We start from the raw sequence: 24283 nt of genomic DNA, 5'->3' as shown, positions 1-24283 counted from the left end.
AATTGAGAAACAATGAGAGCGTTATTTCGATTTTGCAAAGTCCGGAGCCGTAGCCGCTTTTCTCTTTTCCATAGATTGACTATAATAAGAAGCAGGAGGAAGCTATGAGACTGAAAACCACCGCACAAACCGAAGCCTTCGGTTTGTATTTAGGAAAAAAATTAAAAGCCTACGACGTTTTGGCCCTCGTCGGGGATTTGGGCACGGGAAAGACCACTTTTGTCAAGGCGCTGGCCAAGGGCATGGGCCTTTCCTCGGAGGTGACCAGCGCCACCTTCGCCATTTTAAATATATACGAAGGGGAACTGCCCCTTTACCATTTCGACGTTTATCGACTGAAAGATGAAGATGAATTTTTCGACATGGGCGGCGAAGACATGCTGGATTCCGGCGCCGTCTGTGCCGTGGAATGGGCAGATATCATTGCAGACAGCCTTCCCGAGGATGTGTTACGCCTGGAATTTAGGCGCATCGACGAAGTCACGCGGGATGTGATAGCCACAGGCTTCGGCCCGCGGGGAAAGGAACTGGAAGAGGAGGTGCTGGCTTATGAAAATTCTCGCCTTTGATACGGCCACCATGGAAACCACCTGCGCCCTGGTGGAAGATGAAAAGGTCGTGGCGGAAGCGTCGGTCAATAGCAAAGCGAGCCATTCTGAAGGGCTCATTGCCATGATTCAACATATGCTCGATTCGGCGGATTGGGCCATGGAAGATGTGGATCTCATCGCCACCGGCGTAGGCCCCGGCTCCTTCACCGGACTCAGGATCTCCGTGGTTTTGGCAAAGGTCTTCGGTCACACCTTAAATGTTCCCGTCGTCGGCGTCTCCACCTTAAAGGCCCTGGCCCGGGAAGTGGCCACCGAGGGCGTGGTGATCCCCCTCTTCGATGCGCGGAGGGAGCGGGTCTATGCCGGCGTCTTCGAAAAAAAAGGCGAGGAACTGGTGCGCCTGAAAAAAGACGATGCCTATCCGGTATCATCTATTCTGGAAGAAGCGCCTGAAGGCGCCATTTTAATCGGCGACGGCTTAAAGAAGTATCGGGAGGCATTTTCTGCGCGGGAGGATTTTATCCTCTATCCCGATCACCTGTCCCGGGTGTCGGCGGCGGCCATTGCCTTTGAAGGCGCTCAGCAGTTTGAAGCAGAAGGGCCCTCCAATCCCTATGCCCTGGAGCCCAATTACCTACGGCCCACACAGGCCATGCGAGAATACAGGAGGAAACATGGAGAATCTCTCGACGCGAGAAGCGACAGTTGAGGATTTAGACGACATCATGGCCATTGAGGAGGAAAGCTTTACCGTGCCCTGGTCCCGAGACAGTTGGAAGCGGGAGCTTAACAATCCCCTCACCTATTACGAAGTGCTCCTCTACCACGACGTCATCATCGGCTATGTGGGGGCATGGCTTTTAGGGGATCAGGCCCACATCGGCAATGTGGCCATCGGCGGTGAATTTCGCGGAAACGGCTACGGCCGCTACATGATGAATCATTACCTTTTCGCCGTCTACGAAAAGGACATGACCTCCGCCACTCTGGAAGTGAGAGACGACAATGTTCCCGCCATTAAGCTCTATGAATCCTTGGGCTTTCAATTGGAAGGGGTACGAAAGAATTACTACGCCCACGTGAAGCGCGACGGGCTGATTTATTGGAAGAGGTGGTAATATGTTGACACTGGGCGTGGAATCTTCCTGCGACGAAACCTCCGTGGCCGTCGTGCGAGACGGACGAGAGATTTTGTCCAATATGATTTCATCACAAATTGAAATTCACAGGCTTTTCGGCGGCGTGGTGCCGGAGATCGCATCCAGAAAACACGTCTCCGCCATTTTGCCCATGCTGGATCTGGCCTTGGAAGAGGCGGGAATTACCATGGAGGATGTGGACCTGATCTGCGCCACTCGCGGCCCCGGGCTCATCGGCGCTCTCCTCGTCGGGCTCACGGCGGCGCGGGGGCTGGCCCTGGCGAACCACAAGCCCTTTGTGGGGGTGAACCACATTCGCGGCCACATCTGCGCCAATTACCTGACCCACAAGGATCTGGAGCCGCCCTTTGTCGGGCTCATCGTCTCCGGGGGCCACAGCTATTTGATTCACGTCACCGACTACGTGGACTTTACCCTCTACGGCAAGACGCGGGACGACGCCGCAGGCGAGGCCTTCGACAAAGTGGCCCGGGCCATGGGCATCGGCTACCCCGGCGGGCCAATTATCGACAAGCTGGCCAAAGAAGGCGAGGAGACCTACGACCTTCCAAGGGTCATGCTTGAGGCGGGCAGCTACGACTTCAGCTTCTCGGGCCTTAAGACCGCCGTGTTAAACGAATTAAATCAGGCGAAGCAAAAGGGCGAAGAAATCCGCGTGGCGGACATGGCTGCCTCCTTCCAGGCCGCCGTCATCGACGTCCTCGTGGAAAAATCCTTCCGTCTGGCAAGAAAGCTCGGGGAGAAGACCATCGTCCTCGCCGGCGGGGTCAGCGCCAATTCCGGCCTTCGCGGTGCCATGGAAAGCCGGGGCGAGAAAGAGGGCGTGGCCATTTACTACCCGGATCCTGTCCTCTGCACCGACAACGCCGCCATGATCGCCTCGGTGGGCTACTACAGCCACTTAAAAGGCGAGGCGGGCTCGGTGTTTGCCGATCCCAATTTGGGTCTGGAATAAAAAAATGACCGCAGCGAAACAGGCTGCGGTTTTGTTTTGCCCATGTAAAGTCGGGAATGAGAATAAGTAAGGAAAGCGAAAAATAGTGCATAAAGAGGCAGAATGGTGACAAATCCCACAAAATAGACAGATCTTAGAGATTATGTCCATTCCGGAAGGTGATTTCGGGAAAACGTGCATAAGCCTGTGGATAAGGTGGATAACTTTTCAAAATCCCGTGAATAAGGGCGGTGGCGTGTGGATAGATCTGTGTATACTGTGAAGGAAATGTGGATTAAAAAGGCGAAGCGTGAAAATAGCGGGATGTTGAAAATGAGAACGGGAAGAAAAAGGGAAGAAAGGGAAAGTGAATACCATTAAAATAAATTTTTTCTCTTTTCTCCTGCTCAGGGTCTGTTTTTTCGATTTAAATAAAAAAACGACACATCTGTGCCGTTTTATTCCTCTTCCGCCGAGAGGGCAAACCATTCGTCGTAAAGGGCGTCTAATTCCTCTTGGGCGCTGTCCCGCTTTTGGGAAAGCGCCAGTGCTTCCCGGTGGTCGTCGTAGGTGGCGGGATCCGCTAAGGTGGCGTCCATGGCTTCGATTTCCGCCTCCAGGGCGTGGATCTCGGCCTCCGTGTCTCGCAGGGCTTTTTTTCGCCGGCGGGCTTCTTTTTGTTCCTCCCGCGACCGCTTCTTTTCCTTTACGATTTGGGTCTTGGTAATCTCCTCTTCCTCTTCCTCCACTTTGTGGGCATCTTCCCACTTCTTCAGGAAATAGGTGTAGTCGCCGTCCACCATAAAGGTGCCCTCCTCGGAGAGGCAGACGATTTTCGTAGCCACCCGGTCCAGGAAGTAGCGGTCGTGGCTAATGGTAAGGATGGTGCCCGTGTAGTCCTTCAGCGCCGCCTCCAAGGATTCCTTGCTTTCAATGTCCAGGTGATTGGTGGGCTCGTCGAGGAGAAGGAAATTGGCGCCTGAGAGCATAATGATTAAAAGAGACAAACGCCCCTTTTCCCCGCCGGAAAGATCGCCGATGCGCTTGTCCAAATCGTCGCCGGTAAAGAGGAAGCGGGCCAGGTAGGCGTGAATTTGAAAGCGGTCCAGCTTCGGGTAGCGGTCCCAGAGCTCTTCCGCCACGGTTTTGTTTTCGTCCAGGGTCTTCATTTCCTGATCGAAATAGGCGATGGTCACGCCCTTTCCCATTTGCACCTCGCCGGATGTGGGGGCAAGTTCATTCATGATGATTTTAAAGAGGGTACTCTTTCCGATGCCGTTGGGGCCGATAAGCCCTACCCGTTCCCCTTTGTAAATGGGAAAGGTGACGTCGTCGAACAAGGGCTTTGTGGGAAAGGACTTCGAGAGATGCTCGATATGGAGCACGTCGCGGCCGCTTTCCGTGGCCGGGGCGAAGGAGAGGAGAAGATTTTTTTCGCCCTTCACATCGTCCAGACGCTCCATTTTGTCCAATTGCTTTTGCTTGCTTCTTGCGGCCCGAACACTTTTTTCCCGGTTCCAGGAGGCGTAGCGCTTGATCATTTCTTCTTGGCGCTTAATTTCCTTTTGCTGCATGACGTAGGCGTGGCGCATTTGATCTTCCTCTTCCTGTCTGCGGCGGACGAAATTGGTGTAGTCTCCCTGATAGCTTTTCAGGGCAGCGTCTTTTAAAAAGAGAATGCGATCCACAATGGCGTCTAAAAAGTAGCGGTCGTGGCTGATGACCACCACGGCGCCTTTAAAGGCCTTTAAAAACTTTTCCAACCAGGCGATGGAATCCATGTCCAGGTGGTTGGTGGGCTCGTCTAAAAGAAGGAGATCCGGCTCGTGGAGAAGGAGTTTGGCGAGAGCCAGGCGAGATTTTTGGCCCCCGGAAAGATTTTCCGCCGGCATATGCATTTCCTCTTCGGAAAAACCCAGGCCGCGCAGGGCGCCGGTGACGGCACTCTCCCGGCTGTAGCCGCCGCTTTTTTCGTAGCGATCAACCAACACCTGGTAGCGGGCGATGTGCTCTTCCAGGGCCTCGCCTTCCAGATGGGCCATTTCCACCTCCATGGCGCGGAGCTTTTCTTCAAGTTCGATTACCGCTTGAAAGGAGGCCATGCACTCGTCGTATATGCTGGCCCCTTCGGTCACGGCCACGTGTTGGGCCAAATAGCCCACCTCCAAATCCTTGGTGGTGGAAATACTTCCCCCGTCCGGCGTGAGTTCTCCAGCCAACATGGCCATGAGGGTGGTTTTTCCGCTGCCGTTGTTTCCGATGAGGCCGATTTTTTCGCCTGCTTCGATTAAAAACCCCACGTCCTTTAAAATAGGGTCGATGTAAAAAGTCTTCTCCAAACCTTGTGCCGATACGATTGCCAAGTGCCTCTCCTCCTTCATAAAAACATCATAGCAGAAAAGGACGGGGAGAAAAAGTCGGGAAAATCGTGGAATAAGGCTTTTCAAGCGATGGTTTTTTTTGTATACTAGTTCATAGAATTAGATAAATTCGTAACATTCTTAAAAATAGAAAGAGCGAAAGGTGATACTATTGGCTATGCGTAAAGGTAAGGTTTCAGAAACCGTCATAAGAAGGCTTCCGAAATATTATAGATACTTAATCGAATTAGACGATCGTGGCGAAGATCGCATCTCCTCCCAAGAATTAAGTGATTTAACGGGATTTACGGCGTCGCAAATTCGTCAAGACTTAAATAATTTCGGCGGCTTCGGTCAACAAGGCTACGGATACAAAGTGGCCGTTTTAAAGACGGAATTAGAAAACATATTGGGAATTCCAAGAATTTACAAAACCATCCTTATCGGTTCCGGTCGATTGGGCTCGGTTATCAGCAATTACAAGGGCTTTTTGAAAAGCGGCTTTGAAATCGTGGCCATGTTCGACCGAGACGAGCATGTCATCGGCACCACCGTGGGCAATCACGAAGTTCGCTCCGTCGACGAGCTGGAACAATTTATGGAAGCCCATAAAGAAGTGGAAGTCGCCATTTTAACCGTACCGAAAGAAGGCGCCCAAGCCATTGCCGATCGCCTGATCGAGGCGGGAATCCGCGGCATTTGGAATTTCGCACCGGAAGATTTGGAAGCGCCGGACACCGTGGTTGTGGAAAACATTCGTCTCACCGACAGCCTTTTAACATTAAGCTACTACCTGACCGAAAGCGAGCGTTAGGTCGACGATTTTATGAGCGGGCAAATGCCTCGCTCTTATTTTTTTGAAAGGAGGCGCCTGTGTTTGATCCGGTCATGACCATAAAAAGCGGCCAGTTCCACCACTGGGAAGAGGCCGAGGGCACGCTCTGTGCCGTCAACGGAAGTGACGCATTTTTTCTTAAAGAAGGCGAGCTGACCCGAGGCGATGAAAAGGCCTGCGGCATCTTTTTCGACGAAGGCCACGATTACGAGAGGGCCGCCCGATTGGTGCAAAGTGCCGACGATTTAAAGGACCTCGCGCCCTATTTGTCCCTTCGGATTCTAAAACAGGATCCCTGGGAAGCCATTGTGGGCTTTATCCTCTCATCCAACAACAATCTCTTTCGCATTCAAAAAAGCGTCTTGGATCTGTCGAAAAACTACGGCGAGAAACTGGCGGAGGCGGAAGGCCTCACCGCCTACAGCTTGCCTGCACCGGAAGTGATGGCAGGCCTGTCTTCGGATGAGATGCGCGCCCTCGGGGCGGGCTATCGGGACAAGTATTTAATCGAAACGGCCCGCTTGGTAGCCGCGGGAAAATTCGACTTACATCGGCCCCGCGAATTAGCGTATAATGAAGCCAAGACCTACCTGATGCAGCTTTCAGGGGTGGGGCCCAAGGTGGCGGATTGCATTTTGCTCTTTGGCTACGGAAAAAAAGACGCCTTTCCCGTGGACGTGTGGATCGCCAGAGCCATGGCGCGCTTCGGCGATTTCAAAAACGGACAAGCGGCATCGGATTATGCCACGAGCCGCTTCGGCGACGATGCCGGCTACATTCAGCAATTGTTATTTCTAAGCGAAAGAGAAAAGAGGAAGTTATGATCGGTGTCATTACCAATGCCCTGGCCATTGCCATCATGGCGATACTGGGTAAATTCATAGGCAATCGAATCCCTACCCGCGTTCAGGAGCAGGTATTATTGGTGCTTCCCTTAAGCGTCATGATTATGGGGATTCAAATGGCCCTAAAGGCCCATGAATTCATCATCGTCATGATGTCCCTTGCCATCGGCACGGGCATCGGCGCCGCCATGGATATCGACGGCGCATTTAATCGCTTCGGTGAAAAAATCGATAGCCGCCTGGCGGCGCGATCCGGCGGCGAGGTGACGGGAGAAGGGCCCATGACCGCCGCCATTCAAGCGTCGATTCTATTTTGCGTCGGCTCCATGGCCATTATCGGCGCCATAGAGGCGGGGATGAACGGAAGTACCGAAACCTTCATGATCAAGAGCGTGTTGGACGGCATGACCTCCTTGGTCTTCGGCTCCACCTTGGGCATCGGCGTCGCCCTGTCGGCCATTCCCGTCTTTTTATACGAAGGCGCCCTGGTCCTCATGTCCGGTTTTTTGGAACCCTTCATCAGCGATGTTTTGCTTGCCGATTTAACCTCCGTCGGAGGCATTATGATTCTCGCCATCGGCTTCGGCATTTTGGAAATCAAAGATCTGAAAGTGGCCAATATGCTCCCCGCCTTTGTCGTCGTCATCGTCATTCATGGCTTCGTGGGCTTTTTCATGTAAAAAATCGACAAACCTTCCTCGATTCATCGGACAGATCCGAAAGGGTCTGTTTTTTAAGGCTCTATAATATCCATTGGGGAGTAACTCCTCAATGGATAATTTTATGCAAAAAGATAGCACTTGTTTTCCCTATCGCAGCGTGTACTTCATGATGGCAACCAAAACGACAACATCACACTTTCTCAAATATCAAGATTTTCTGTGATAGCTTGTGAGCAATTGGCAACCAGTTAATAAGCTTAAGCACTGGAAATATAGCAGACATCCCTCTCGTAATATCATCATCCTTTACACTACGGAAGCCTCTTGCAATATCCTTAATATCATCAAAGGAATCCGCTCCAAATATAAATTTTGCTCCTGTTTTTTGTATGGACTTTTCAACATTTTCTTTCGCCACCCACCTTTTTGACAGACACTCCATAAGAACATAAGCATTGTCAAAATTCTCTCGAATAATTCTGAGCATTTTGGCATTGTCTTCCCTTGTCAAGTACATTGACAAGCCCTCAATGATAAACAGAATGTTCCCATCTGCTTTTATTTCTTTTGCCCACGCCGAATCCGTTACTGAAATACCGATATTTGAAACTCTGCCGGATTCTGCAAAAATCTGATTCCTTACTTCAATGGTTTCAGGCAAATCAAGGTTGTACCATGTGATTTTTCCGTTATCCATTCGATAAAATCTCGTGTCAAGTCCACAAGCAATATTTACGACTGTACAATTTGGATTTTCGTCAATAAACTCTTTTACCAGTTCATCAAATACAAGTGTTCTTGCAATCACGCCATAACTCATAAGGGAATCATTTGTGGCGGCAGTAAAATCGTAATCAATTTTTTCAACCAATTCCACCGCTTTGGCATCATAAAATTTATGTCTTTTGCTCTTGGAATATTGTGCTCTTGCATAAAAACTCTGAAGCATTGTTTCCGCAGCACCGTTCAAAACAGGTTTTATTTTTTCTTGCATTTCTATTTTTTCCAAGTATAAACACCTCCTACTAATTTGATTTTAGTTTTTAAAATAATGTGCATATCCATGCAATGACTAACGATCCGATAATCATAAATAACACTTGAATAATGTGTTCCTTTTTGTTATATCCAAAGAGTTTAGGACTAAGCTTATCTACCACTTCCGGATAATAATGTTCAAAAAAACTAAAACCTCGATTGCACAAAAGTATCCAATCAAAAAATACAATATCAAAGGCTTTCAGCAAAAGAAGCATCATTAGAAATCTATTAAAAAACTGAATGAAAGTAAAGTTGTTTTGAATACCATCCAATGCACCAATGACAATTGGACTTCCCATGAATAGTATTGCAATAATAGCTAATACCCATCCAACTAAATTTTGACCACGAAAGCGTTTTTTCTTTGGTTTAATAACATCAAACACTTCTTTCGGACACGAAGAAAAGAATTTTTTATTTTGAATAAATCCAACACCTGCCCACAGCAATAAAAACAATCCAATCATCATAATAACGGCAAGCAGTATCGTCATATACATAATTATCAATCACCACACAATATCCACTTTTCTTCTGAAAACTACCTGTAGAATATTACAAGAGAAAGCCGTCATTTCTATCTCCCCTTATTACGGCATATATATTTCTTCTTACTTCCTTTGCCTCAGGTAAAAATCCTGCCGCCGCCCAAGTATGCATCATTCTTTCTCCTATGTATGTTTTCATAACCACGCCATCCATTTTAGCTTTTTCTTTTGCTTCAGGCAGTTCTGCTATCAATACTTCATGAGAACCATAAATAATATACATGTCAGGTAGCCCTTTCCATGAATACTCAATTGGCGATTTCATATATTCCACATTATTTAAATTTATTCTTTGCATTGCTTGATCTTGTTCTTTCATGTAGCAAGCCGGAATAATGCAATCAAACTTATCAAGTCTCTCCATCTCTTTCATCTGTTCTTTAGTTGGAGGAATACGAAAGGTTGGCGAGTGCATAATCAATCTTTTTGGCATTGATAATCTCATGTCGTTTTCAAGAATATGCAAACATATATTTTGTGCAAGGCTTGCTCCGCTTGATAAGCCAAAAAATGTGATATCATCTGCATTAAACACCTTAAGTGCCTCGCTATAAACGTTTAGACCTGCGTCGATAATTTGCAAGCCGGTTGCTTTTGGAAAAAGCGGATACCATACAAGCCAAACTTCAGCCTGACTTTGATTAGCCATATCTTGAGCAAACTCAAAATCACCGGAATCTCCCGGAATGGTATATCCACCACCAAAGAAATATAATACAAGCCTATTTGCCACTTTATTTTTTGGTTTGACGACATAATACAAAGTTCCGCTTATACACTTTTCTTCAAAATCATAAGATTTATGAAGTTTTTCAAGAGGGAGTTTAGATTTCTGTTTCTTTTCTTGTTTAGCAAAATATTCATCCGGATTTTTTATTGCTTTTTTCATCATAGGTTTTACAGTATGACGAAATAAAAATTCCGTTAATTTATATTTAACACTCACAATGCATACCTCCTTAATTCCAAAAATGGCAAATTATTTTATTTCTTAACTTCCATTAAATCTCTGAATTGATTAGCCATTTTCACAGGATAAAGACTTGCCATGCTACCATGTCCCATGTTTTCAAATTTAATAAACTCAGTATTTGGAAAGTAAGTTTTCATATATTTGATATCCCATGCACGGGCTTTAGACTCTTTATCACCATACCAATATTGAATACGACCGCTATGTTCTGACACGTTCTTTGGCATAACATAGTTGTTGCAAGATTCAAATGTTCTCCATATCGTTTTATAACTAATAAAATTAAGGACTTTAGCAACATACTTCAATTCCTCTTCGCTGTATTCATCTGTAGAAAATGATTTTTCAAGAAGCTTTAGTCCTCCAATTTTACCTATAGAAATCATAAGAAAATCTCTTATGGCAATCATTCTTGTAACAATCCAAGGAAGCTGATATGGTGTTATTGCTCCATCGCAAATAATGTTCCTTATTTTAATTCCGTGATTGGAGAACATTTTTAAAGCGATAGAGCCGCCCATAGAGCAACCATACAAAAGATCAACTTTCTCAATTTTATGTTCTTTCAGCCATCCTAATAAATTATCGGCAATTTCTTCTACACTTGTAAAATTTTCGTTTGGATTTTCCTCATCATATCCGGGAAGTGCAGGAACAATAATATGATACTCTTCTTTAAGTATAGATAAAATGTATTCAAAATAGTCCCACATGACTAATGAAGGATGAATCAACACAATTATTTTATTTTTATCAGCTCCAAACTCATGTATGTTCACTAACTCTCCTCCAAAATCCCAATTTTAATATTACTTTTTATAAGCAATCATAACGCCTATGGGTGCAAGCCCTCCATGTATCAAATTCATTTCAACTACTGAAAATCCATGCTTCTCAATAAAATCTTTAAATTGTTTTTTATTCCATTCTTGATACATCTTAAATCCCGCAACGGACATTAGCCATTTCTTGAATTTACTTTGCTTTCCCTCTTTCCATAAAAAAGTAGGAGCAAACAAAATACCATTAGGTTTTAATACTCTGTATATTTCTATCATTGCCTTATCAGGATTTGGCATTATATGAAGTGCATTAGCAATGACCACACAATCAAATTCTCCATCTACAAAATTTAATGATGTTGCATCGGCTACTTCAAAGGTAAGGTTTTCGTATTCTCCACGCTTCCTTGCTTCTAAAATCATTTGTTCCGAAAAATCAGTCCCATTCCAACTTTTCGTATATTTTGAAAGGTTAAAGGATAATTGACCTGAACCGCAAGCAAGTTCAAGTACGTTCATATTTCTATTCAAGTAAGGACGAATATACTCACAAACTTTATCATAAACTCCTTTATCCTTCTTCATAAAAGGAGCGTACAGCTTGGCGAATTTATCCCAAAACTTTTTATTGCTTTTATCATTCACTGCTAACATCCCTTTCAACAACATGTTTTAATCAATCTCAGATTTTATCATTTGGCAATACTATTCTATATTCGTTGTCATCTTTGTACAATGGTTTTGCCCATCCCATATTTTTAATGTTGCGTATGGATATTCGTTAAAAGTCAGTTTCTTCGCATATTTTAAATTAATTTCTTTAAAACCATAACAGAATATGCACATCTTTTGTTCGGCTTCTGATAACTTTGGAAGATCCACAAATGCACAATCATGACAGATGTTTTTAATGCTTTGTTTATCTATTCTGATTAAAGTTTCAACCATCATTCGACCCATTGTTTCTCTGTATATGCTTATAATTTTTCTATTAGCTGAGTCATTATTTTTAATTGCTTTTTCCCGTTCATAAAGAAAAATACTTCTTATAATAAACTCTAAAACACTCGCATTTTGACATAGGCTACATCCCTCAAATAAGGCTTTAGCTATCTTTATATCCTTGTATTTTAATAATTCCAATAACACGACTCCGCCAATTGATGCGCCAAATGCAAGAGAAACTTTCTCAATATCATTTTCTTTAAAATAATTGTATAAATTGGCTCTATAACATCCATTGGGGAGTAACCTCCTCAATGGATATTTTTATGCAAAAAGATAGCACTTGTTTTCCCTATCGCCTAAAATTAAATCACCACAATAAAATAAAGGGGGCCAAACAAGTGCAAAACAATATTACCACATTACTTTTAGGAATCCAAGATGTCGAGGTGACCGGCGCTTCAGAAGAAAAGCGCCTGATTACCATTGATTGTAAGCCCGTTCATGATTTGGTTTGTCCACACTGCGGTTCGTCCCATGCCTGGGTCCATGATCACCGGGAGCAGGTGCTTCGGGATGCACCGATGCGCCGAAAGCACGTGCTTCTGCGGATTAAGAAGACACGCTATGATTGCAAGGATTGGGGGGTGCGCTTTGAAGCCCCCCTTTCCTTTGCCGCCAAGGGCAAACAGATGACGAAGCGTGTCGCCTTTGGGATGTGCAACTTTCATCATTTTCAAACCAAATTACTCTTCGTTTGTTCAAACGACCGGTGATGAATGGCTTTTAGGAAAACAAAAAGGAGCCTAGTTTTCACTAGACTCCCCAATGGTTGACATAGAACCAATTTTTTCCATAAGAAAAGAGAGGGACTTACTCGTCTCTCTCTTTTTTTATGGCTGTATGGGCTTTCAGGCTCTTGGGGATGTCCAAGATGCGTTGGTTTTCGCTGCCCCGAAAGGCGAGTTTCAAATTTTTCTTCGCCTCCACAAAGGGCCCGTCCACGAGAACGTCACAGGATTCGAGGAGCTTCACTTTTTCAGGATCGTCGAGGATCTCTTCGAAGGTGTAGCCGGAGTAAATCCACACGGAGGTCGGGATTTGTTTTTTTACATCCGCTAAAACCCGTCGTAGCCAGGTGTTTTCCATGGGTTCGCCGCCTAAAAGGGTGAGGCCCGCAACCTCCGGGCGGCTTAAATATTTGATTAATGTTTCAGTGGTCTCGTCAGTCCAAACCTCGCCGTAGGCGGGATCCTGATAGAGTTCGTTGAAACAGTTTTTGCATTTTCGACTGCAGCCGGTGACGAAGACCGACACGCGGATGCCCGGGCCGTTTGCCACATCCAGGGGCCGAATTTGTGCATAATTGCCGTAGTCCATTTAAATATGCAGGACGCGGGCGTCGATTTCTTTGGTGCGGCCTTCATTCCAGAAGTTTTCGCCTAAATAGCCGCAGGTTCTGCGAATGACGGTAAGCTTGGTGCGATCTTTGTTGCCGCATTGGGGGCACTCCCAATCGCCGTCGTCGTTCACAGTGATTTCGCCGTCGAAGCCGCATTCGTGGCAGTAGTCGGATTTCGTGTTAAATTCCGCGTAGGAAATGTGATCGTAAATGTAGCCGATCATGGTCATGACGGCGTCGATATTGTTGGTCATGTTGGGAATTTCTACATAGCTGATGCAGCCGCCGGTGGAGATTTTTTGGAATTCGCTTTCGAAATCGAATTTGTCGAAGGCGTTGATCTCTTCCCGTACGTCCACGTGGTAGCTGTTGGTGTAGTAGCCCTTGTCCGTAATGTCTTCGATGTCGCCGAAGGTGGCTTTGTCGATGGAGCAGAAGCGGTGGGTCAAAGATTCCGCCGGCGTGCCGTAGAGGGCGAAGCCAAGGCCGGATTCCGCTTTCCAGCTGTCCACGGCATCACGCATGGCGTGCATGACGCGCATGGCGAAGGCGTGGCCTTCTTTCGTGGTGTGGGAGGTGCCGACGACGCATTTGGTGGCTTCGTAAAGGCCAATGTAGCCCAAAGATAAGGTGGAGTAGCCGCCTTCCAAATAATCGGCGATTTTTTCGCCGGGCTCTAAGCGGGCGATGGCGCCGTCTTGCCAGTGAATGGGGGAGACGTCGCTGGTGACTTCCTTCAGGCGTTCGTAGCGAATCAAAAGGGCTTTTTTCACCAGCTCCAATCGCTTGTTTAACAGCTCGAAGTAAGCCTCTTCGTCGTGGCCTGCCAAGATGCCGATTTGTGCCAGGTTCACGCTCACGACGCCCATGTTAAAGCGGCCGTCGAATTTGTAATTGCCATCTTCGTCTTTCCAGGGAGAGAGGAAGGAGCGGCAGCCCATGGGGGAGAACACATTGCCTTCGTAGATTTCCTTCATTTTCTTGGCGGAAATGTAGTCGGGGTACATGCGCTTTGCCGTGCAGGTGGCGGCGAGGCGGGTAAGGTAGTAGTAGGGGCTGTCTTCGTGGATGTTGTGTTCGTCTAAGACGTAGATCAGTTTCGGGAAAGCCGGCGTGACCTTGACCCCTTGTTTGTTTTTAATGCCGTCGATTCGTTGGCGAAGGATTTCTTCCGTAATGAGGGAGGCCTCGTAGGCGTAGTCGCTTTCGGGATCGAAGTACATAAACAGGGTAACGAAAGGCGCTTGGCCGTTGGTGGTCATGAGGGTGTTGATTTGGTATTGAATGGTTTGCACACCCGATTTAATTTCCCGCTTCGTGCGGTTCCACGCCACCTTTTCCGCCATGGCCATGTCCGCTTTTTCCATGCCGTAAATGTCCAGCTGCTCGGAAATGGTAGCGCTTAAGTATTTTTCGTAGCTTCGGCGCACATAGGGCGCCAAGATGCGGTCGATGCCGTTAATGGATTGGCCGCCGAATTGGCCCGATGCCACTTGGGCGATGATTTGCGTGGTAATGGTGCAGGCCGTTTGGAAGCTCTTCGGCGATTCGATCATCTTGCCGTTGACCACCGTGCCGTTTTTCAGCATATCTTCAAGATTAATCAAGCAGCAATTGAACATGGGTTGAATGTAGTAGTCCATGTCGTGGACGTGAATGGCGCCGGAGTCGTGGGCGGTGACGATGTCTGTGGGCAGGATGCGGCGGCGGGCGATGTCTTTCGACACTTCCCCGGCGATGAGGTCCCGCTGGGTGGAGACCACCACGGCATTTTTATTGGAATTTTCGTCCATTAAATCCGCATCGGAATAAGTTAAAAGGCTTTCGATGGAGGAGTCGGTGGAGTTGTTTTCCCGTTTAAAGGATTGCACCGAACGGTAGGACTCATAGGCCTTGGCCGTGGCGATGTTGTTTTTCTCGATTAATTTTTCGAAGACACGCTTTTCCACTTGAAGCACCGTGGAAGATAAATCGTGGTGTAAAATTTCCTCTTCGATTTCCTTTGCCACCAAGTCGGCCTGATTTTCCACGAAATAGCCCGTAGGTGAGTGCATGGCCTTTTCAATGGCCACGACAATTTTCGATCCGTCGAAATCCACGGATTCGCCGTTGCGCTTAATAATCCTTAAATTGCTCATTTTTTCCTCCGAATAAGATCACTGTTGCTTTTTCGACACCCCCTTCGGGTGTTCATTTACGATTAGTGGGCGCTGTCGCCCAAGCGAGACGATTATACTACATATGGGAGATAAATGGAAGATGTTTGGCAAAATTATCTATATGTAGTGTGTACTTGAGAATGTGAAAATGGGTGCCAACCGGCCGGACGCTCGACGGTCAGGAGAAATAATCACCTGAGATGGTTTACAAGTTTTAAAATTGTGGTATCATAATAGAGAAAGCTGGCACTCGATTAGTGCAAGTGCTAATATTATTTCAGGAGGCACATCATGACCATTAAACCATTAGGTGAACGTGTTGTAATTCAAAAAATAGAGAAAGAAAACGTCACGGCAAGCGGCATCGTCTTGCCCGATACGGCAAAAGAAGAGTCCAATGTGGCCACGGTCATCGCCGTGAGCGAGGAATTAAAAAATTCCGAAGACATTCACTGCGATGTCGCCGAAGGGGACAAAGTCATCTACAGTAAATACGCAGGCAACGAAGTGGAAATGGACGGCGAAACCGTCATCGTATTAAAATACCAAGACCTGCTGGCAAAATTAAACTAAGTAATAGAAAGTAGGAGATACTATGGCAAAAGAAATTAAATTCAGCGCAGACGCCCGTGAAGGTCTCGTCGGCGGCATTAACAAATTAGCGGATACGGTAAAAGTTACCTTGGGGCCCAAGGGCAGAAACGTCGTCCTCGATAAAGAATTCGGCGCACCCCTCATTACCAACGACGGCGTAACCATCGCCCGTGAAATCGAATTGGAAGATCGCTTCGAAAACATGGGGGCACAACTGGTAAAAGAAGTGGCCACCAAGACCAACGACGTGGCCGGCGACGGCACCACCACCGCCACCCTTCTTGCCCAAGCCATTATTCGCGAAGGCTTGAAGAACCTGGCCGCCGGTGCCAACCCCATGGTCCTTCAAAAGGGCATTAAAAAGGCCGTAGACGCCATTGTGGACGAATTAAAGAAATTCTCCGTGCCCGTAGACAACTCCGATGCCATCGCAAGCGTGGCCGCTATTTCCGCTGCTGACGAACGCATCGGCGAGCTCATCGCCGAAGCCATGGAAAAAGTAGGCAAAGACGGCGTCATCACCGTGGAAGAAAGCCGCTCCATGGGCACCCAATTGGATGTCGTGGAAGGGATGCAATTCGACCGCGGCTACCTGAGCCCCTACATGGTCACCGATCCGGAAAAGCGCGTCGCCGAATTGGACGATCCCTACATTTTAATTACCGATAAGAAAATCACCAACATTCAAGACATTCTCCCCGTCTTGGAACAAGTGCTTCAAGAATCCCGCCCCGTCCTCTTAATCGCTGACGACATCGAAGGAGAAGCCTTGGCAACTTTGGTGGTCAACAAACTTCGCGGCACCTTAAATGTGGTCGGTGTCAAAGCACCGGGCTATGGCGACCGAAGAAAAGACATGCTCCAAGACATCGCCATTTTAACCGGCGGCACGGTGATCACCGAAGACTTGGGCTTGGACATTAAAGAAGCCACCGTGGATATGCTGGGCCGGGCACAAAAAGTCCGCGTGGAAAAAGACAAGACCGTCATCGTCAGCGGCGCCGGCGATCGAAGCGCCATCGACGAACGCATCGGCCAAATTCGCGCCCAAGTGGAAGAAACGGAAAGCGAATTCGATCGGGAAAAATTGCAAGAACGCCTGGCCAAACTTTCCGGCGGCGTCGCCGTCATTCAAGTCGGTGCAGCCACGGAAATCGAATTGAAAGAACGCAAGCTCCGCATCGAAGATGCCCTGGCAGCCACCCGTGCCGCCGTCGAAGAAGGCATCGTTCCCGGCGGCGGCGTGGTCCTCGTCGACTGCATCAGCTGCGTGGAAGCATTGGCCGAGGCAGGCGAAGGCGACGAAAAAACCGGCATGATGATTATTCTCCGCGCACTGGAAGAACCCCTTCGTCAAATCGCAGAAAACGCCGGTGCCGAAGGCTCCGTCATCGTCGAACACGTCAAGGGCGAAAAACCCGGCGTCGGCTACGATGCGTACAACGGCACGTACGTGAACATGATCGAAAAAGGCATCGTGGATCCCACCAAGGTTACGAGAAGCGCCCTGCAAAATGCAGCCAGCGTGGCCAGCATGCTTCTCACCACGGAAGCCGCTGTGGCCAACATTAAAGAAGATATGCCCGATTTAGGCGCAGCCGGCATGGGCGGCGGCATGGGCATGATGTAATCAGCTCAATCACAAAATCCCTTTACCACCGCGGTAAGGGGATTTTTTTATAAACCATTATAAATTTGTGAATTCCCATAAAAAGCATAGACAATGCTCCCTGCGGTGGAGATAAAGGGCGGGACGTGATAAAATAGAAAAGATAAAATGTAGAAATGGAGAAAGAACAAATGAACAAAAACTATATGGTAAACGAAATCAAAAGTGAAATGAAAACCTGCATCGACGGCATGACCGGCGAGAATCTCTTCGAGCGCCGGGGCCGCATAGAAAAGCTCTTCGACCTCATGGAGCTTCTCTACGACATCGAATCGGACACCACCTACTCGGAAGCGCCGCAAATTTCCGCAAATGACGACGACTACTACGTGGGCCGTGTTCGCCTCCGCCTCGGCGGCGGCACCTTAGGCGACGACAATGTGTTTATTCCGGAAAAAGTCTTGCGCCTGCAAAACATCGGCGAAGGCGATGAAGTTCGCGCCAAAGTAGTGAAACAGGTGTATAACAACAACCATCTGAAAAACATTTATAATTACGAACTTGTGCAAAAAGCCGAAGAAACCCCGGAAAGCGAACGGCGGGTGATTCCCTACGCACGGGTGCTCTACGATCCCGACTTCCGCGGCCTCTACATCGAAGGCGAAGGAGAAGGAGGCAGCCTGCGCATCAATTTGGAAGACGTGAGCCTGGGCAATTTAAATGTAGGCGAAGGCGACATTGTGGACTACGCTTATTGGCAACGGGATCCCCAAGGGGGCCGGGTCATTTGGATCCACAATATGGACGGCGAGAATGTGCTCACCACGGATTACGACAACGATCTGGCGCCGGTGGACGACGATGAATTTCTCGAACACCTTCAGCTCAGCGTCTTCGGCAAAGGCGATGTGGTGACGGAGCAAATCAATGCCCTGAAGGATGCGGGAAGTGACGTGGTCCATGTCGGCGAGGTATCCAAGGAAAGCATCGAAAGCAATTTAGACGGCGCGGATTTGGCGCTGGTGTATCTGAATTCCGTGCAACCTGCGGATGTGAAGCGTATTCGCGACGGCGTAAGAAAGCGCGATCTGGACGTCCTCTTTATTCAAGACGAGGACTACGATAATCTGTTGGCCGCCATTCACGACAAATTGGAAAACAGCTATTACTTCGACATTTAAGGCGAAAGAAAGGGGATAGACGTGAAATTATTTAATTCCATGACGCGACAAAAAGAGGAATTCAAGTCCCTCGAAGAAAAAAAGGTACGCATGTACAACTGCGGCCCCACGGTCTACAATTTCATTCACGTGGGCAATGCCCGCCCCTTGGTGGTTTTCGATACCTTGCGCCGCTACTTTATATATAAAGGCTACGACGTGGATTTCGTCGTCAACTTTACGGACATCGACGACAAGTTGATTAATCGGGCCAAGGACGAGAATACCACGGTCTTCGACGTGGCCGATCGCTACATCGGCGAGTTTATGCAAGATGCCAACGGGTTGAATCTCTACACCTACAAGACCATTAATCCCCGGGCCACGGAATTTATCGAGCCCATGTTGGAATTTGTCTCGGGCCTCGTGGAAAAAGGCGCGGCCTATCCCGCCGACGGCGACGTGTACTTTGACATTACCAAGGCCAAGGGCTACGGCAAGCTCTCCGGAAAAAACATCGACGAGCTGCAAAGCGGCGCCCGTATCGAAGTCAACAGCGCGAAGAAAAATCCCGGCGACTTTGTCCTGTGGAAGGGCAAAAAAGAAGGGGAACCCTTCTGGGCGAGCCCCTGGGGCGACGGCCGTCCCGGTTGGCACCTTGAATGCTCCGTCATGGCCAAGACCCTGCTGGGCGAAACCATCGATATCCACTCCGGCGGGGAAGACTTGCAATTTCCGCACCACGAAAATGAAATCGCCCAATCGGAAACATTAACGGGCAAGACCTTTGCCAATTACTGGCTCCACAACGGCATGATTACCGTCGACGGCACGAAGATGAGCAAGTCCTTGGGCAATTTCTTTACGGTGCGTGAAGTGGCCAATGTCTTCGACTTGGAAGTGCTGCGCTTCTTCCTTTTAAGCGCCCACTACCGCAGCCCCATTAACTACTCCTACGACGCCATGGAACAAACCAAGGCGGGTCTGGACCGGCTCTACGGCGTCAGGGACCACATGGAACAGCTTTTAAAGGGCGACATGGAAGCGGGGAAAGACGCCGATTTCGACGGCGTCGTCAGCCGCGAAAAAGAAGAATTTATGGCGGCCATGGAAGACGACCTGAACACGGCCCGCGCCACCGGCGCCCTCTTCACCTTGGCGAGAGAGATTAACACCTTTATCGCCAAAGGGCCGAAGAAAGACAGCTTGCAATTGGCCTACGACACCTTTATGGAACTGGCAGGGGTCTTGGGCATTTTGTATCGCCGGGAAGAAGCCGACGAAGACAGTGCAATCGAAGCCCTGTTAGAAGAAAGGAAGGCCGCCCGCGCCAACAAAGATTTCGCCCGGGCCGATGCCATTCGCGACGAACTCTTCGAAAAAGGCATTGCCATCGAAGATACGAGAGAGGGCACTTTGTGGAAGAGGATTTAAGAGGATATTTTTCCGCACCCATGTGGACGGAAGACGAGGCGAGGGGGCAAAATCCCCTCGTTCTTGCGTACATAGGGGATTGCGTTTACGAACTCTTTATCAGAAGCCGTATCCTTCACCGAAACGAAAAGGTGGCCCGCCTCCATCGGGCGAGCGCGAAGCGGGCCAAGGCGTCGGCTCAGTCCGCCCTTGCCGAAGAATTGCAGGATTTTTTCACGGAAGAAGAGGCCGCCGTCTTTCGCCGCGGGCGCAACGCCCATCCGAAGACCACGGCGAAAAATGCCTCCGTGGCCGATTACCGACGGGCCACGGGATTTGAGTGTTTAATCGGCTATTTGTACAGTTCGGGAAACACGGTGCGGCTTTTGGAATACTTTAAAGAAATTGAGAGGATATGGGAAAATGAAGGTTAAACTCATTGCATACACCCCGGACGGGGCGGCCACCATCGCCAAAGCGGCCAAACTTTGCTACTCCCCGGTGGGGGTCGACGGCATCGAAGAGAAATTAGACGAGGCGGAAATTGCTCGCTTCGTCGCCATGCTCGCCGACATGGGCCACGCCTCGCCCATGGAACACATCAGCTTCACCTTTGCCGTAGAAGGGGTGAGTCGGGTTTTGACCCATCAACTGGTGCGCCACCGCCTGGCCAGCTACTCCCAACAATCCCAGCGCTACGTGCGTCTGGATCAGTTTGAGTACATTATTCCCAAGGCCATCGAAAAAGACGAAGCCGCCAAAGCCCGCTTCATCCAAAGCATGGAAGATGCCCACAAGGCCTACGAAGCGTTAAGCGATCAGTTGAAGACGACCTATATCAAAGAGCTTGTCGCCGGGGGCATGGACGAGAAGAAAGCGGCCCGCACAGCGGAAAAGCGCGCCATCGAAGATGCCCGCTACGTGCTTCCCAATGCCTGCGAGACGAAAATCGTCGTCACCATGAATGCCAGAAGCCTGATGCACTTTTTCACCATGCGGCTGTGTATGCGGGCTCAGTGGGAAATTCGCGACATGGCCCTCGCCATGTTAAAAGAAGTCATCGCCGTGGCCCCTGAAGTGTTCAGACAAGCGGGGCCTGCCTGTGTCACGGGGCCCTGCCCGGAAGGGGCCATGACCTGCGGAAAAATCAAGGAAATCCGCGCCTTTTACAAGGAGGAACTATGGAAACGACCATGATCTACGGCCGAAACCCGGTCTTGGAAGCCCTGGATAAAATGCCCGATAAAGTTTACATTCAAAAGGGCGCCAAAGACGGCTCCATGAAAAAAATTCGCGGCCGCGCCAAGGAGCTGGGCATCTACGTTCAGGAGCGGGAAAAATCCCGCCTCGATGAAATGACGGGAGGCCAAAATCACCAAGGCGTCGTGGCCTTTATTTCCGACTTCACCTACGGCAGCGTGGAGGCTATGTTGGCCCTGGCCGAAGAAAAAAGCGAGGATCCACTGATCGTGCTCTTAGACGGCATCGAAGATCCCCACAACCTCGGCGCCATTATTCGCTCCGCCTACGCCATGGGCGCCCACGGCGTGGTGATTCCGAAACATCGGGCCGCCGCCGTAAACGCCACGGTGTATAAGACCTCCGCCGGGGCGGTGGACCACATGATCGTGGCGAAGGTCACAAACATGAACCGCACCATCGACGATTTAAAGGCGAAAAACATTTGGGTCTACGGCGCCGACGGCGGAAAGGGCCCCCTCTACGATGCGGATCTCACCGGCCCCATCGCCGTGGTCATCGGAAACGAGGGCAAGGGCCTGGCGGAGAAAACGAAGGAACACGTGGACAGCCTGCTCTCCATTCCCATGGACGGGGGCTTCGATTCCCTAAACGCCTCCGTGGCCGCCTCGATTTTCCTCTACGACATCAAGAGACAGCGACATGGCAAGGCATCGGCGCTATAGACGAGACGGCCGCTATTTATTCGTCGACGGCTACAACATCATCAACTATTGGTCCGATTTCGAAGGGCTCATCGACGAGCACCTGGAAGAGGCGCGGGCCCTTTTGGTGGATCTCTTGGAAGAATACGCCGCCACGGAGCATATTTTCATCATCCTCGTCTTCGATGCCTATCGGGTAAAGGGCAACGGAGGCAGCTTGGAAAAAAAGCCCCACATGGACATCGTCTTTACGAAAGAAACCGTCACCGCCGATCGCTACATCGAAAGCGAAATCGCCGCCATGGGCCGGGTGCGGGATGTCACCGTGGCCACCAGCGATTATGTGGAGCAACAGATCATCCTCGCCCGCGGGGGCAAGCGCATCAGCGCCCGTGAGCTGGAGCTTTTGGTGAAGCGTTCGAAAACCTTGACGCGAAAAGAAGCCAATCGCATTCGCACGAAAAAAGGCGCCTACCTCGCCATGGACGAAGAGAACAAGAAAAAACTGGAAGATTTAAAGCGGCAATTAGACAACTAAGCGAGAGGAAGCCCTCTCGTTTTTTGTTTGCGCAGACAAGCGTTTTCTGAAAAAACCTTGTCAATCCGCAAAATGAAACGTACAATGGTTGTGGTAGTATTCGAAGGAAACTATACACTTACTTTTACATGAACCATCGAAACAATGTGTATTGCACTCAAACGAGGTGATAACATGAAGCGAGTAGGCATTATCGGCGCCGGAAAAGTCGGCGTCAGCTTAGGCATCGCCCTGTTTACATCGGGGCCCCTAAAAATCAGCGGCTACTACAGCCGCAGCCTTTCAAGCGCAGCCTACGGCGCAGAAAGGACAGCGAGCGCGTGCTTTGAGACCTTAAATGAATTGGTCGAAGCCAGCGACGTCATACTAATCGCCACCCCCGACGACGTGATCGAAGGTGTGTGGCGCGACCTTTTACAATTGAATATTTCGGGAAAGATTCTCTGCCACACGGCGGGCAGTTTGTCTTCTTCCCTTTTCTTCCATCGTACTACCAAAGACGTTTCTGCCGCATCCATGCATCCCTTATTGGCCTTTGCCGACAAGGAATCGGGATACGCATCCGTCGGTCGTGCGTTTTTTACTTTAGAGGGCGATGAGAAGGCGGTGGCGGTTTTAAAAGACTGCCTCGATGCCCACAAGATCCCTTATAAAGTCATGACAAGTGCGGACAAGGCCACCTACCATTTGGCCACGGCGGTTATGAGCAATTTAGTCGTGGCCGTAAGCGCCATGGCCTTCGACCTCATGAAGGACGTAGGCTTTAGTGAAGCCGAAGCGAAGGCGGCATTAAAGCCCCTCGCCGAGAAAAATCTGGCGAAGATTTTCGATGTGGGCCCCTCCGCCGCCCTTACGGGGCCGGTGGAGCGTTGTGACATGACCACCATTCGCCGCCACTTAGACGCCTTGGCGCGAAAGGGCGACGAAAAGGAAGACGCCCTTTACCGGGCGGCCAGCTTGATTTTGGCCGACATCGCCGAGGAAAAACACGGGGATCGACCCTACGACGACTTGCGTCGATTGTTGAAAGGAGAAGAAGCATGAAAAAAGCAACGGTACGCACATTTAAAGAGGCCAAGGAGACGGGCGAAAAGCTCACCATGATTACCTGCTACGATTATTCCACGGCGAAGCTGGTGGATCAATCGGGGATCGACTCCATTTTAGTCGGCGACAGCTTGGGCATGACCATGTTGGGCTATGAAGACACCCTGTCCGTCACCCTGGAGGACATGATCCACCACTCCGCCGCCGTGGCACGAGGTGCAAAACATCCTTTGATTATTTGCGACATGCCCTTTTTAACCTACTCCACCGGCATTCGCGACAGCGTCATCAACGCCGGCCGCCTCATTTCAGAAGGCCATGCCCACGCCGTGAAGCTCGAAGGGGGCACGGAAGTGAAAGAGGTCATTAAAGCCATTGTGGATGCGAAGATCCCCGTCTGCGCCCACATCGGCCTCACGCCTCAATCGGTGAACACCTTCGGCGGCTTCCGCGTTCAAGGAAAAGACGAAGCCACCGTGGCCAAGCTCTTTGCCGATGCCAAAGCCGTGGAAGAAGCGGGGGCCTTTGCCGTAGTTATGGAATGTGTGCCCGCGGCCCTTGCGAAGAAGCTCACGGAAATGCTTTCCATACCCACCATCGGCATCGGCGCCGGCGTGGACTGCGACGGGCAGGTTTTGGTCTATCAAGACATGCTGGGCATGTTCGACGATTTCGTGCCGAAATTCGTGCATCAATTTGCCCACATCGGCGAAGCCATGGTGCAAGGATTTAAAGATTACAACGATGCGGTGAAAGAGGGCAGTTTCCCCACAAAGGAACACGAATTTACCATGGATGAACGATTACTGGAGGACAAATAA

General features: G+C 49.2%; 27 protein-coding genes. 18 read left to right on the top strand and 9 right to left on the bottom strand.

The features are described 5' to 3' along the window. The first annotated feature begins 104 nt into the window (after positions 1-104). Genes tsaE through tsaD form a run of 4 tightly spaced genes read left to right on the top strand, consistent with a single transcriptional unit; the run spans position 105 to position 2666 of the window. Positions 105-569, top strand: coding sequence for a tRNA (adenosine(37)-N6)-threonylcarbamoyltransferase complex ATPase subunit type 1 TsaE (gene tsaE / locus KO087_RS04820; protein ID WP_215508169.1), 465 nt, complete (start codon positions 105-107; stop codon positions 567-569). Next, positions 550-1260, top strand: coding sequence for a tRNA (adenosine(37)-N6)-threonylcarbamoyltransferase complex dimerization subunit type 1 TsaB (gene tsaB, locus KO087_RS04815; RefSeq protein WP_215508168.1), 711 nt, complete (start codon positions 550-552; stop codon positions 1258-1260). Before tsaE ends, tsaB begins: the two co-directional genes overlap by 20 nt. Continuing rightward, positions 1226-1669, top strand: a complete 444-nt coding sequence (gene rimI / locus KO087_RS04810) for a ribosomal protein S18-alanine N-acetyltransferase (RefSeq protein ID WP_215508167.1) — start codon at positions 1226-1228, stop codon at positions 1667-1669. Before tsaB ends, rimI begins: the two co-directional genes overlap by 35 nt. A gap of 1 nt (position 1670) precedes the next feature. Further along, positions 1671-2666, top strand: a complete 996-nt coding sequence (gene tsaD, locus KO087_RS04805) for a tRNA (adenosine(37)-N6)-threonylcarbamoyltransferase complex transferase subunit TsaD (RefSeq protein ID WP_215508166.1) — start codon at positions 1671-1673, stop codon at positions 2664-2666. Positions 2667-3103: 437 nt separating this feature from the next. Here the strand turns inward: tsaD and KO087_RS04800 are convergent, their stop codons facing one another. Next, complete coding sequence (locus tag KO087_RS04800; protein WP_215508165.1) at positions 3104-5008, bottom strand: ABC-F family ATP-binding cassette domain-containing protein; 1905 nt, start codon at positions 5006-5008, stop codon at positions 3104-3106. Between the two features lie 175 nt (positions 5009-5183). On the opposite strand from KO087_RS04800, the gene KO087_RS04795 reads away from it, so the two are divergent. The 3 genes from KO087_RS04795 to KO087_RS04785 are packed head-to-tail and all read left to right on the top strand — an operon-like array spanning position 5184 to position 7365. Beyond that, positions 5184-5819 (top strand): redox-sensing transcriptional repressor Rex, encoded by a 636-nt coding sequence (locus tag KO087_RS04795; protein ID WP_215508164.1) that lies wholly within the window; start codon positions 5184-5186, stop codon positions 5817-5819. A 59-nt stretch (positions 5820-5878) separates the two neighbouring features. Then, positions 5879-6664 carry a hypothetical protein gene (locus KO087_RS04790; RefSeq protein ID WP_215508163.1) on the top strand — a complete coding sequence of 262 codons (786 nt, stop codon included), beginning with the start codon at positions 5879-5881 and terminating at the stop codon, positions 6662-6664. Next, the gene (locus KO087_RS04785; protein ID WP_215508162.1) at positions 6661-7365 is read left to right on the top strand and encodes a DUF554 domain-containing protein; all 705 of its coding nucleotides are present in this window, start codon (positions 6661-6663) and stop codon (positions 7363-7365) included. Before KO087_RS04790 ends, KO087_RS04785 begins: the two co-directional genes overlap by 4 nt. A gap of 172 nt (positions 7366-7537) precedes the next feature. On the opposite strand, the gene KO087_RS04780 is transcribed toward KO087_RS04785, so the two are convergent. The 6 genes from KO087_RS04780 to KO087_RS04755 form a co-directional block, all read right to left on the bottom strand. Then, positions 7538-8356, bottom strand: coding sequence for a class I SAM-dependent methyltransferase (locus tag KO087_RS04780; RefSeq protein WP_215508161.1), 819 nt, complete (start codon positions 8354-8356; stop codon positions 7538-7540). Between the two features lie 34 nt (positions 8357-8390). Beyond that, positions 8391-8882 (bottom strand): hypothetical protein, encoded by a 492-nt coding sequence (locus tag KO087_RS04775; protein ID WP_251374915.1) that lies wholly within the window; start codon positions 8880-8882, stop codon positions 8391-8393. Between the two features lie 61 nt (positions 8883-8943). Beyond that, the gene (locus KO087_RS04770) at positions 8944-9882 is read right to left on the bottom strand and encodes an alpha/beta hydrolase (RefSeq protein ID WP_215508159.1); all 939 of its coding nucleotides are present in this window, start codon (positions 9880-9882) and stop codon (positions 8944-8946) included. A 38-nt stretch (positions 9883-9920) separates the two neighbouring features. Next, positions 9921-10688, bottom strand: coding sequence for an alpha/beta fold hydrolase (locus tag KO087_RS04765; RefSeq protein ID WP_004804273.1), 768 nt, complete (start codon positions 10686-10688; stop codon positions 9921-9923). 30 nt (positions 10689-10718) lie between these two features. After that, positions 10719-11345: a class I SAM-dependent methyltransferase gene (locus KO087_RS04760; RefSeq protein ID WP_251374919.1), complete on the bottom strand. Its 627-nt coding sequence runs from the start codon at positions 11343-11345 to the stop codon at positions 10719-10721. Between the two features lie 51 nt (positions 11346-11396). After that, entirely contained in the window at positions 11397-11951 is a 555-nt protein-coding gene (locus KO087_RS04755) for a hypothetical protein (protein ID WP_251374914.1), read from the bottom strand. An 11-nt stretch (positions 11952-11962) separates the two neighbouring features. Between KO087_RS04755 and KO087_RS04750 the strand changes: the two genes are divergently transcribed. Then, entirely contained in the window at positions 11963-12412 is a 450-nt protein-coding gene (locus tag KO087_RS04750; RefSeq protein WP_215508157.1) for a transposase family protein, read from the top strand. A gap of 97 nt (positions 12413-12509) precedes the next feature. Here the strand turns inward: KO087_RS04750 and nrdG are convergent, their stop codons facing one another. Next, positions 12510-13016, bottom strand: a complete 507-nt coding sequence (nrdG, locus tag KO087_RS04745; protein ID WP_215508156.1) for an anaerobic ribonucleoside-triphosphate reductase activating protein — start codon at positions 13014-13016, stop codon at positions 12510-12512. Continuing rightward, positions 13017-15176, bottom strand: a complete 2160-nt coding sequence (gene nrdD / locus KO087_RS04740) for an anaerobic ribonucleoside-triphosphate reductase (protein ID WP_215508155.1) — start codon at positions 15174-15176, stop codon at positions 13017-13019. It abuts the gene before it with no gap. 312 nt (positions 15177-15488) lie between these two features. Here nrdD and KO087_RS04735 point away from each other — a divergent pair, with 312 nt between their 5' ends. The 10 genes from KO087_RS04735 (at position 15489) to panB (ending at position 24283) form a co-directional block, all read left to right on the top strand. Then, positions 15489-15770, top strand: a complete 282-nt coding sequence (locus tag KO087_RS04735) for a co-chaperone GroES (RefSeq protein ID WP_215508154.1) — start codon at positions 15489-15491, stop codon at positions 15768-15770. Positions 15771-15792: 22 nt separating this feature from the next. After that, on the top strand, positions 15793-17421 hold the full coding sequence (groL, locus tag KO087_RS04730) for a chaperonin GroEL (RefSeq protein ID WP_215508153.1): 1629 nt from the start codon (positions 15793-15795) through the stop codon (positions 17419-17421). Positions 17422-17576: 155 nt separating this feature from the next. Beyond that, positions 17577-18581 (top strand): hypothetical protein, encoded by a 1005-nt coding sequence (locus tag KO087_RS04725; protein WP_215508152.1) that lies wholly within the window; start codon positions 17577-17579, stop codon positions 18579-18581. Between the two features lie 21 nt (positions 18582-18602). Further along, positions 18603-19994, top strand: coding sequence for a cysteine--tRNA ligase (gene cysS / locus KO087_RS04720; protein WP_215508151.1), 1392 nt, complete (start codon positions 18603-18605; stop codon positions 19992-19994). Next, a complete protein-coding gene (locus tag KO087_RS04715; RefSeq protein ID WP_251374913.1) occupies positions 19979-20407 on the top strand; it encodes a Mini-ribonuclease 3 in 429 nt (142 codons plus the stop codon). Before cysS ends, KO087_RS04715 begins: the two co-directional genes overlap by 16 nt. Beyond that, entirely contained in the window at positions 20397-21170 is a 774-nt protein-coding gene (gene thyX / locus KO087_RS04710; protein ID WP_215508150.1) for an FAD-dependent thymidylate synthase, read from the top strand. Before KO087_RS04715 ends, thyX begins: the two co-directional genes overlap by 11 nt. Next, positions 21155-21898 (top strand): 23S rRNA (guanosine(2251)-2'-O)-methyltransferase RlmB, encoded by a 744-nt coding sequence (gene rlmB / locus KO087_RS04705; RefSeq protein WP_215508149.1) that lies wholly within the window; start codon positions 21155-21157, stop codon positions 21896-21898. The genes thyX and rlmB overlap by 16 nt, the downstream gene beginning before the upstream one ends. Beyond that, a complete protein-coding gene (locus tag KO087_RS04700; RefSeq protein ID WP_215508148.1) occupies positions 21876-22415 on the top strand; it encodes an NYN domain-containing protein in 540 nt (179 codons plus the stop codon). The genes rlmB and KO087_RS04700 overlap by 23 nt, the downstream gene beginning before the upstream one ends. 174 nt (positions 22416-22589) lie before the next feature. Further along, on the top strand, positions 22590-23459 hold the full coding sequence (locus KO087_RS04695) for a Rossmann-like and DUF2520 domain-containing protein (RefSeq protein WP_215508147.1): 870 nt from the start codon (positions 22590-22592) through the stop codon (positions 23457-23459). Next, the gene (panB, locus tag KO087_RS04690) at positions 23456-24283 is read left to right on the top strand and encodes a 3-methyl-2-oxobutanoate hydroxymethyltransferase (protein ID WP_215508146.1); all 828 of its coding nucleotides are present in this window, start codon (positions 23456-23458) and stop codon (positions 24281-24283) included. Before KO087_RS04695 ends, panB begins: the two co-directional genes overlap by 4 nt.

Source organism: Peptoniphilus rachelemmaiella (assembly GCF_943169845.1).
Lineage (GTDB): Bacteria > Bacillota > Clostridia > Tissierellales > Peptoniphilaceae > Aedoeadaptatus > Aedoeadaptatus rachelemmaiella.
Note: the sequence above shows the minus strand (reverse complement) of the source record. Positions and strands in the feature narration are given on the sequence as shown.

Coding starts and splice junctions, on each gene's coding strand:
- tsaE (WP_215508169.1), top strand. CDS start 105: ATGAGACTGAAAACCACCGCACAAACCGAAGCCTTCGGTTTGTATTTA.
- tsaB (WP_215508168.1), top strand. CDS start 550: ATGAAAATTCTCGCCTTTGATACGGCCACCATGGAAACCACCTGCGCC.
- rimI (WP_215508167.1), top strand. CDS start 1,226: ATGGAGAATCTCTCGACGCGAGAAGCGACAGTTGAGGATTTAGACGAC.
- tsaD (WP_215508166.1), top strand. CDS start 1,671: ATGTTGACACTGGGCGTGGAATCTTCCTGCGACGAAACCTCCGTGGCC.
- KO087_RS04795 (WP_215508164.1), top strand. CDS start 5,184: ATGCGTAAAGGTAAGGTTTCAGAAACCGTCATAAGAAGGCTTCCGAAA.
- KO087_RS04785 (WP_215508162.1), top strand. CDS start 6,661: ATGATCGGTGTCATTACCAATGCCCTGGCCATTGCCATCATGGCGATA.
- KO087_RS04775 (WP_251374915.1), bottom strand. CDS start 8,882: ATGACGATACTGCTTGCCGTTATTATGATGATTGGATTGTTTTTATTG.
- KO087_RS04760 (WP_251374919.1), bottom strand. CDS start 11,345: ATGTTAGCAGTGAATGATAAAAGCAATAAAAAGTTTTGGGATAAATTC.
- KO087_RS04750 (WP_215508157.1), top strand. CDS start 11,963: ATGCAAAAAGATAGCACTTGTTTTCCCTATCGCCTAAAATTAAATCAC.
- nrdG (WP_215508156.1), bottom strand. CDS start 13,016: ATGGACTACGGCAATTATGCACAAATTCGGCCCCTGGATGTGGCAAAC.
- nrdD (WP_215508155.1), bottom strand. CDS start 15,176: ATGAGCAATTTAAGGATTATTAAGCGCAACGGCGAATCCGTGGATTTC.
- KO087_RS04735 (WP_215508154.1), top strand. CDS start 15,489: ATGACCATTAAACCATTAGGTGAACGTGTTGTAATTCAAAAAATAGAG.
- groL (WP_215508153.1), top strand. CDS start 15,793: ATGGCAAAAGAAATTAAATTCAGCGCAGACGCCCGTGAAGGTCTCGTC.
- KO087_RS04725 (WP_215508152.1), top strand. CDS start 17,577: ATGGAGAAAGAACAAATGAACAAAAACTATATGGTAAACGAAATCAAA.
- thyX (WP_215508150.1), top strand. CDS start 20,397: ATGAAGGTTAAACTCATTGCATACACCCCGGACGGGGCGGCCACCATC.
- rlmB (WP_215508149.1), top strand. CDS start 21,155: ATGGAAACGACCATGATCTACGGCCGAAACCCGGTCTTGGAAGCCCTG.
- KO087_RS04700 (WP_215508148.1), top strand. CDS start 21,876: ATGGCAAGGCATCGGCGCTATAGACGAGACGGCCGCTATTTATTCGTC.
- KO087_RS04695 (WP_215508147.1), top strand. CDS start 22,590: ATGAAGCGAGTAGGCATTATCGGCGCCGGAAAAGTCGGCGTCAGCTTA.
- panB (WP_215508146.1), top strand. CDS start 23,456: ATGAAAAAAGCAACGGTACGCACATTTAAAGAGGCCAAGGAGACGGGC.